General features: G+C 64.5%; 1 protein-coding gene. It reads left to right on the top strand.

The window, feature by feature from the left end; all coding sequences use genetic code 11:
* Positions 1 to 572 (top strand): outer membrane lipoprotein-sorting protein (locus tag G4D86_RS51820; RefSeq protein ID WP_164003106.1); only part of this gene is annotated, 572 nt, incomplete at both ends.

The raw sequence follows: 572 nt of genomic DNA, 5'->3' as shown, positions 1-572 counted from the left end.
CTGGAGCAGAAGGAGAAGGACAAGACGGACACCGTGCGCGAGGCGTTCGTCTACCGGCGCGACGCGGACGACAAGCTGATGATTCTCTTCAGCCGTCCCAAGACGGAGGCCGGCAAGGGCTACCTCCGCATGGACAAGAACCTCTGGAGCTACGACCCCAACGTGGGCAAGTGGGAGCGGCGCACGGAGCGCGAGCGCATCGCCGGCACCGACAGCCGCCGCGCCGACTTCGACGAGTCCCGCCTGGCCGAGGAGTATGACCCGTCATTCGACGGCGAGGGGAAGCTGGGCAAGTACACGGCCAACATGCTGACGCTCAAGGGCAAGCAGGGCGTGGACGTGGCCTACCCCGTCATCAAGCTGTGGGTGGACAAGGACTCGACCAACGTCCTCAAGCGCGAGGAGTACGCGCTGTCCGGCCGGAAGATGCGCACCCTGCTCTACCCGCGCTGGAAGAAGCTCTTCAGCGAGTCCAAGGGCGCCGACGTCTGGTTCCCCGAGGAGATTCGCATCTACGACGAGGTGGAGAAGGCCAACTCCACCGTCATCCTCATCAAGTCCATCGACCTGCG

This window comes from Pyxidicoccus caerfyrddinensis (assembly GCF_010894405.1).
GTDB lineage: Bacteria > Myxococcota > Myxococcia > Myxococcales > Myxococcaceae > Myxococcus > Myxococcus caerfyrddinensis.
Note: the sequence above shows the minus strand (reverse complement) of the source record. Positions and strands in the feature narration are given on the sequence as shown.